Source organism: Levilactobacillus paucivorans, assembly GCF_001437125.1.
Classification (GTDB): domain Bacteria; phylum Bacillota; class Bacilli; order Lactobacillales; family Lactobacillaceae; genus Levilactobacillus; species Levilactobacillus paucivorans.
Map to the genome: position 1 here is coordinate 1 of NZ_JQCA01000028.1, position 217 is coordinate 217.

General features: G+C 45.6%; 1 pseudogene. It reads right to left on the reverse strand.

Annotated elements, in window-relative coordinates:
• Positions 1 to 217 (reverse strand): annotated as a pseudogene (locus tag IV54_RS11830) (IS3-like element ISBce13 family transposase); the annotation flags it as partial.

The window sequence follows — 217 nt, forward strand, 5'->3', positions numbered from 1 at the left end:
AGGTCCATGATGGTTGATAAGTAACACCAGCCATTACGCTTCGTTTGAATATAGGTCATATCAGCGGTCCATTTTTGATTTAAACCAGTGGTCGAGAAATCCTGCTTAAGCAAGTTGGGACGCTGTTCAACCTTGGTTTTGGAAGCCGAAGCCGCTTTCCATTTATTGACGGTAACGGAGTGGATATCCAGTTCCTTCATGAGCCGGGAAATCCGTC